Source organism: Paenibacillus sp. NMA1017 (assembly GCF_058895805.1).
On the sequence record NZ_JBZXYR010000032.1, the window covers coordinates 1 to 5912 of the forward strand.

Sequence of the window (5912 nt, forward strand, 5' to 3'; positions counted from 1 at the left end):
AATAAAACGCAAATGAGTTTCGGATCCAGTTTTCAGGGTGTAACCTTGAAATTGCGCTTGATATTCCAAATCACTTTGGTGAGATACAGAATAACTTGCGGAATTTTGCTAAGCGAGTCCATTTATATGGAGAGATACCCAAGTGGCTATAAGGGGACCCTCTGCTAAGGGGTTAGACTGCGAAAGTGGTGCGAGGGTTCGAATCCCTCTCTCTCCGCCATAAATTTATTAAAATCAGAACTTATTTGCAAGGCCCGTTGGTCAAGGGGTTAAGACACCTCCCTTTCACGGAGGTAACAGGGGTTCGAATCCCCTACGGGTCATAATATGGAGGCTTAGCTCAGCTGGGAGAGCATCTGCCTTACAAGCAGAGGGTCGGGGGTTCGATCCCCTCAGCCTCCACCATAAGAAAATTTGAGAAATCCCTTTTAATGTCGCGGGGTGGAGCAGTTCGGTAGCTCGTCGGGCTCATAACCCGAAGGTCGTAGGTTCAAATCCTGCCCCCGCAATTAATTTCCTTTTGGAAATGCCTCTGGAACTGTGGTGTAGAGGCCTAACATGCCTGCCTGTCACGCAGGAGATCGCGGGTTCGAATCCCGTCAGTTCCGCCATTTTAACTTCATATATAATTGGCATATATAGTGCGGATTATATGATCTAGTAACAAAATAAATTATGGCTCGGTAGCTCAGTCGGTAGAGCAGAGGACTGAAAATCCTCGTGTCGGCGGTTCGATTCCGTCCCGAGCCACCTTTCAAGTGGGAAATGAGTAATGTGCCGGTGTAGCTCAACTGGTAGAGCAACTGACTTGTAATCAGTAGGTTGGGGGTTCAAGTCCTCTCGCCGGCACCATTTTGGAGGATTAGCGAAGTGGCCAAACGCATCAGACTGTAAATCTGCTCCCTTACGGGTTCGGTGGTTCGAATCCATCATCCTCCACCAGTCTTTTCATAATCATATGGCGGTCGTGGCGAAGTGGTTAACGCACCGGACTGTGACTCCGGCATTCGTGGGTTCAAGCCCCATCGGCCGCCCTTTATTCTTAATTTATTGGGGATTAGCCAAGCGGTAAGGCAACGGACTTTGACTCCGTCATGCATAGGTTCAAATCCTATATCCCCAGCCATTAAGAGCCATTAGCTCAGTTGGTAGAGCACCTGACTTTTAATCAGGGTGTCGAAGGTTCGAGTCCTTCATGGCTCACCATTTATAATTATTTTGCGGTCGTGGCGGAATTGGCAGACGCGCACGGTTCAGGTCCGTGTGGGCTAACCCCCGTGGAGGTTCGAGTCCTCTCGACCGCACCATATTTTGCGGACGTGGCTCAGCGGTAGAGCATCGCCTTGCCAAGGCGAGGGTCGCGGGTTCGATTCCCGTCGTCCGCTCCATTATCCATACGGCGCCATAGCCAAGTGGTAAGGCAAAGCTCTGCAAAAGCTTCATTCCCCAGTTCAAATCTGGGTGGCGCCTTGACTACTCATTATGGAATTTAATATGCGCCCTTAGCTCAGCTGGATAGAGCGTTTGACTACGAATCAAAAGGCCGGGAGTTCGAATCTCTCAGGGCGCGCCATTTCTTAAAAAAATGTATAATGTCGGGATGTAGCTCAGCTTGGTAGAGCACCTGGTTTGGGACCAGGGGGTCGCATGTTCAAATCGTGTCATCCCGATACTGATTTGCGGGTGTAGTTCAATGGTAGAACTCCAGCCTTCCAAGCTGGTAGCGTGGGTTCGATTCCCATCACCCGCTTTTTGCTATAGCGGATTCTTGTTGCCTCAGTGGTGACACCTTATAAATAAAGAGAGCCTGTCTGGGGACAGAGCTCTCTCTTTTTTTGTATTTATCTTCATGTACCCACAATGTGTTGATTATTCATAATCTCGGTATCGGTGTATATCGTTCTGATCATACAACTGGTATACACCGATAACCGATCTAGTGACAGTTTTTACACGGGAATGGTCAGCTGGATGGAGGTTCCCTTATCTGGAGCAGAGGTCATACTCATAAATCCCCCTACCCCTCTAGCTCTTTCTTCCATACTAAACAATCCTACTCCCTCTCCTTGGGATTTTCCAGAGAATCCAATGCCCTCATCCCGAATGGTCACTTGTACTATTTCATCTTGATCCTCAACGTCGACATATGCCTCTGCTACATCTGCGTATTTGGCTACGTTGGTTAAAGCCTCCTGTACAATCCGATAAACTGCTATTTCCTTGCGAATATCAAGGCGTTTACGTAGAGTGCATTGAAAATGCACCTCAATCCCGTAATGAGAACAGAAGTTTTCAATATAGGTTCTTAGAGCTGGGACGACACCCAAATCATCCAGAACTGAGGGACGGAGTTCCCACGCTAGACCACGAACATCTTTGATGATGTCAGTCACCTGCGAACGAAGACTCTCCAGAGCAGCACTAGGTTGTTCGGCAAGTTGGCTATCTAATTGAATAATAAGTGAAAACAAGCTTTGCCCTATCCCATCATGCAGCTCTCTTGAAAAGCGTTTACGTTCTTCTTCCTGTATTTGCATGACTTGCGTCATCATAGACTGGAGTTCTGCTTCTACTCTCTTCAGTTTAGTGACCTCATTGCGGATTGCTAAGTACTGATAGGGTTTACCTTCCTCGTCCATAAACGGAACGATCGTAGTATTCACCCAGTAGTAGCTGTTATCTTTAGCACGATTACGTATTTCTCCTTGCCATACCTCACCTGAACGAATCGTAGTCCACAGGTTTTTCATGAAGGCAGAGGTATGATAGCCTGAATTAATAAGACGATGATCATGACCGATGAGCTCTTCACGACTGTATTGCGAAATCTCACAGAACTTATCGTTCACGTACTGAATAATGCCTCGATGATCGGTCAAAGCAACGATGGAAGACGTATCTAAAGCAAATTTAAGATTGGATAGTTGGTGGAGTGAGTTACGCAGTGCATGGAGAAAAGGGGACTCTGGTATATAAATTTCCAGATCATTCAGCAGTTTATCGGTTGATTCACCAAAGGCATGCTGCAGTAAAGGGTTAGAAGGTTCATTCATAATGGAGCAGCCCCTTTTTTAGTGCGAATTTGACTAGCTCAGGTCGTGTTTTCAAGTTAAGTTTCTCCATAAGGTTACTTTTATGGGACTCTACGGTTTTGACGCTAATCACCAGATGCTCGGCAATTTCCTTGTTGGCATATCCTTTGGCTACCCACGATAGAATCTCTTTTTCCCGCTCAGACAGGGATTCATAGGGTCCGGCTATGCCTTCCTGTTTGATTTTGTCTAGATATTCACTCATCAGTCGTTTGGTTGCATTCGGGTACAAATAGGCACTACCTTCGGCTACAGACTGGATGGCGGCGAGTAACTCCTCGTGAGGTGCACTTTTTAAAATATATCCGGATGCTCCAGCCTGAATGGCCCGGAACAGATATTCTTCATCGTCATGCATCGTTAAAATAAGGACTTCTGTATCGGGCAACTGTTTTTTTAATTCAGTGGTTGCCGTGAGACCATCTTTGCCAGGTGGCATGCTAAAATCCATGAGAACGACATTAGGTTGTAGCTCAACTGCCTTGCGGATTGCCTCATCCCCGTCTGCTGCATCTCCTACTACCTTAATGCCGTTTTTGCCGTCCAGTAGGGCCATGAGGCCAGAACGTACGACAACGTGATCATCCACTACTAGTATACGAATCAATTTGTCATCCCCTCGAACGGTAAAAAAACCGTGCGTTTTGTCATAATCATAGCAAATTTTAGGGATTTCAATCAACAAAGATAGTTAGGGACAGTCATATCAAGTATTTTATGAGTTTCATTATCTACAGCAACATTGTTGATCTATGGAGTGAGAGGGTAAGCACATAGTTGGCTAAGACGTTGAGCGACTTGAGTGGCCTCGACTACATCAGACTCTGTGAACGTCCTCACATCACGATTACCAAGAAGCAGCACACCGTTGGGCAGATCCCCTGTGCTGGAAAAGGGAATAGCAACAGCAGAGTGAAGCTGCTCAGCCAGCATTAGTGCACATTCCTGACGCAAACGTATACTACCTGGTATCAAAGCACTCACAGTCACGGTACGTCCCAGACGAACAGCTATCCCCGCAATACCATGGCCAATCTTAAAAGAAATAAGGCGATAGCGATTGCTTCGGCTGCCGGAGGCGTAATACCAATGCAGCTTACCACCTGACTTGGACATAAATGCAAGGGCAGTGAGATCACCATGAATAGTATCTCTCAACTGGTTTAGTTCTTTTCGCATTTCATCCGTTATTTGTAGCATAGAAGACACATCCTTTTTCATAACCAAAACTATATCTCTAATTCATTGTAGTTCCGACAGTTACAAAAGTAGATCAGGGAACCCCCTGATCTATAGGCGCAGGAAACACTGACTTTTCATCTGGTAGGTTAAGGAGTAGGGAAAAGGCCGATAAATGGGGCGTTAGCTCACTTCGGGAGTGATATTTATCACAGCAAATCAGGGAGTAGGAAGGTATAAAATCAGGTGTTCTCCCGATAACAACCCAGGCATTAAAACATTATGATATAGATATCAGGTAAACACGAGGAGGACGCTAACATGCAAGCCACTTGTATGGAACGGTTTGGGGACGAAGCGGAACGCACGGGAATTCAGATTTATTTGACAGAAGAACATTTTGATCTGCTAAAAAATATTATGTCCTGGAAGAAGGTAAAGGCAGGCGTTATGCTTTTCCGAGAGGGCGATGATGCAGAGCAGCTTTATTATATACATTCAGGTCATGTTAAACTTCGTAAGTCGACAGAAGATGGTAAAGAACTGATTCTGACCATTCAGCATCAAGGCGACTTAATTGGGGAATTTAGCGGAATAGATGGAGAAGAGTACAGTTGCACTGCGGAAACAGCCGATGTGTGTGAGTTAGGCGTCGTGCTTGTTAAGGATCTGGAGTCGCTCTTGTCCAAAAATGGGGAAATGGCACTTCAGTTCATCCAGTGGATGGCCATGAAGCAACGCATTATGCAATCGCGTTTTCGGGACTTACTGTTGTATGGTAAAACTGGAGCGCTAGCGTCTACATTGATCCGTGCCAGCAATACATGTGGCGTGGTTGTGAAGGATGGCATTTTATTAAATATGAAGCTAAGTCACTCCGAATTAGGTGAGATGATTGGAGCGACGCGAGAGAGTGTGAACCGGATGCTGAGCGCGCTGAAAGAGCAGGGAACCCTAGATACGAGAGATGGAAAGATTGTCATTCATGATCTCAAGGTATTACGTGGCATGTGCTGCTGTCCTTCGTACGGCCAATGTGCCCATGAAATTTGTCGCCTCTAATATTATGAATACCATTAGGCGGGGTCCAAGAGACTTCGCCTTGCTGCATGTCTTCTAACAATCTAGCACATGGGATAACGAACAACATATATTAAAAAAAACTAATCAACGTCGTATAGCGGCTAATTACCCAAAATGTATTTATATTAAATGGAACTGAACACATGACATTTTATGAACTAGCTGTTTTGAAGTAATATTGGAGCTAATAATGGTTGACTAAAAGGTGGAAGGAATTTTAAATCTTAAAAAAGGAATTATTTACAAGTTGCTTTATATTACTGAAAATGATATATTATTTGAGCTGACAACAAAACAGCAGTTTCAAAAGCGAAAAGCTTGGGTGAAATAATCTTCAAAAAAGAAAAAAATAACCCTTGCATTTTTGAAACGAACATGATATGATCTTATAGCTGCTGAAAAACGCGGCGAAAGAGAAATGTTTGATCTTTGAAAACTGAACAACGAGTGAGTAAATTGATTTTGCTTGCAAAATCAAACAAGAGATATTTTTATCTCGTCAGTTTCAAAATGAGCTTATCGCTCTTTCTATAAACCAACTTCGGTTGGTCTTTAATG

General features: G+C 44.8%; 4 protein-coding genes and 17 tRNA genes. 18 read left to right on the forward strand and 3 right to left on the reverse strand.

Going from position 1 to position 5912, the window contains the following annotated elements; translation table 11 throughout:
- The first annotated feature begins 128 nt into the window (after nucleotides 1–128).
- From AC5ELV_RS26035 to AC5ELV_RS26115, 17 genes are all read left to right on the forward strand, one after another.
- Nucleotides 129–220 (forward strand) — tRNA-Ser (locus tag AC5ELV_RS26035).
- A 31-nt stretch (nucleotides 221–251) separates the two neighbouring features.
- Nucleotides 252–323 (forward strand) — tRNA-Glu (locus AC5ELV_RS26040).
- Between the two features lie 6 nt (nucleotides 324–329).
- A tRNA-Val gene (locus AC5ELV_RS26045) sits at nucleotides 330–405 on the forward strand.
- A 30-nt stretch (nucleotides 406–435) separates the two neighbouring features.
- Nucleotides 436–509, forward strand: a tRNA-Met gene (locus AC5ELV_RS26050).
- Between the two features lie 25 nt (nucleotides 510–534).
- Nucleotides 535–611, forward strand: a tRNA-Asp gene (locus tag AC5ELV_RS26055).
- Between the two features lie 66 nt (nucleotides 612–677).
- Nucleotides 678–750, forward strand: a tRNA-Phe gene (locus AC5ELV_RS26060).
- A gap of 26 nt (nucleotides 751–776) precedes the next feature.
- Nucleotides 777–852 (forward strand) — tRNA-Thr (locus AC5ELV_RS26065).
- A gap of 4 nt (nucleotides 853–856) precedes the next feature.
- Nucleotides 857–942, forward strand: a tRNA-Tyr gene (locus AC5ELV_RS26070).
- Nucleotides 943–961: 19 nt separating this feature from the next.
- Nucleotides 962–1034, forward strand: a tRNA-His gene (locus AC5ELV_RS26075).
- A 17-nt stretch (nucleotides 1035–1051) separates the two neighbouring features.
- Nucleotides 1052–1126 (forward strand) — tRNA-Gln (locus tag AC5ELV_RS26080).
- A 4-nt stretch (nucleotides 1127–1130) separates the two neighbouring features.
- Nucleotides 1131–1206, forward strand: a tRNA-Lys gene (locus AC5ELV_RS26085).
- A gap of 14 nt (nucleotides 1207–1220) precedes the next feature.
- Nucleotides 1221–1307: transfer RNA gene (locus AC5ELV_RS26090), tRNA-Leu, on the forward strand.
- Between the two features lie 6 nt (nucleotides 1308–1313).
- A tRNA-Gly gene (locus AC5ELV_RS26095) sits at nucleotides 1314–1388 on the forward strand.
- Between the two features lie 10 nt (nucleotides 1389–1398).
- Nucleotides 1399–1470, forward strand: a tRNA-Cys gene (locus tag AC5ELV_RS26100).
- A gap of 26 nt (nucleotides 1471–1496) precedes the next feature.
- Nucleotides 1497–1573: transfer RNA gene (locus tag AC5ELV_RS26105), tRNA-Arg, on the forward strand.
- 23 nt (nucleotides 1574–1596) lie between these two features.
- Nucleotides 1597–1670, forward strand: a tRNA-Pro gene (locus AC5ELV_RS26110).
- Between the two features lie 9 nt (nucleotides 1671–1679).
- Nucleotides 1680–1750: transfer RNA gene (locus tag AC5ELV_RS26115), tRNA-Gly, on the forward strand.
- Between the two features lie 199 nt (nucleotides 1751–1949).
- Here the strand turns inward: AC5ELV_RS26115 and AC5ELV_RS26120 are convergent.
- From AC5ELV_RS26120 to AC5ELV_RS26130, 3 genes are all read right to left on the reverse strand, one after another.
- Nucleotides 1950–3053, reverse strand: coding sequence for a PAS domain-containing sensor histidine kinase (locus AC5ELV_RS26120; RefSeq protein ID WP_493432430.1), 1104 nt, complete (start codon nucleotides 3051–3053; stop codon nucleotides 1950–1952).
- A complete protein-coding gene (locus AC5ELV_RS26125; protein ID WP_016818376.1) occupies nucleotides 3046–3699 on the reverse strand; it encodes a response regulator in 654 nt (217 codons plus the stop codon). The genes AC5ELV_RS26120 and AC5ELV_RS26125 overlap by 8 nt, the downstream gene beginning before the upstream one ends.
- Nucleotides 3700–3842: 143 nt before the next feature.
- Nucleotides 3843–4292, reverse strand: coding sequence for a GAF domain-containing protein (locus AC5ELV_RS26130; RefSeq protein WP_493432431.1), 450 nt, complete (start codon nucleotides 4290–4292; stop codon nucleotides 3843–3845).
- 300 nt (nucleotides 4293–4592) lie between these two features.
- On the opposite strand from AC5ELV_RS26130, the gene AC5ELV_RS26135 reads away from it, so the two are divergent.
- Complete coding sequence (locus AC5ELV_RS26135; RefSeq protein ID WP_493432432.1) at nucleotides 4593–5333, forward strand: Crp/Fnr family transcriptional regulator; 741 nt, start codon at nucleotides 4593–4595, stop codon at nucleotides 5331–5333.
- Nucleotides 5334–5912: the final 579 nt, after the last annotated feature.

Coding starts and splice junctions, on each gene's coding strand:
- AC5ELV_RS26130 (WP_493432431.1), bottom strand. CDS start 4,292: ATGCTACAAATAACGGATGAAATGCGAAAAGAACTAAACCAGTTGAGA.
- AC5ELV_RS26135 (WP_493432432.1), top strand. CDS start 4,593: ATGCAAGCCACTTGTATGGAACGGTTTGGGGACGAAGCGGAACGCACG.
- AC5ELV_RS26120 (WP_493432430.1), bottom strand. CDS start 3,053: ATGAATGAACCTTCTAACCCTTTACTGCAGCATGCCTTTGGTGAATCA.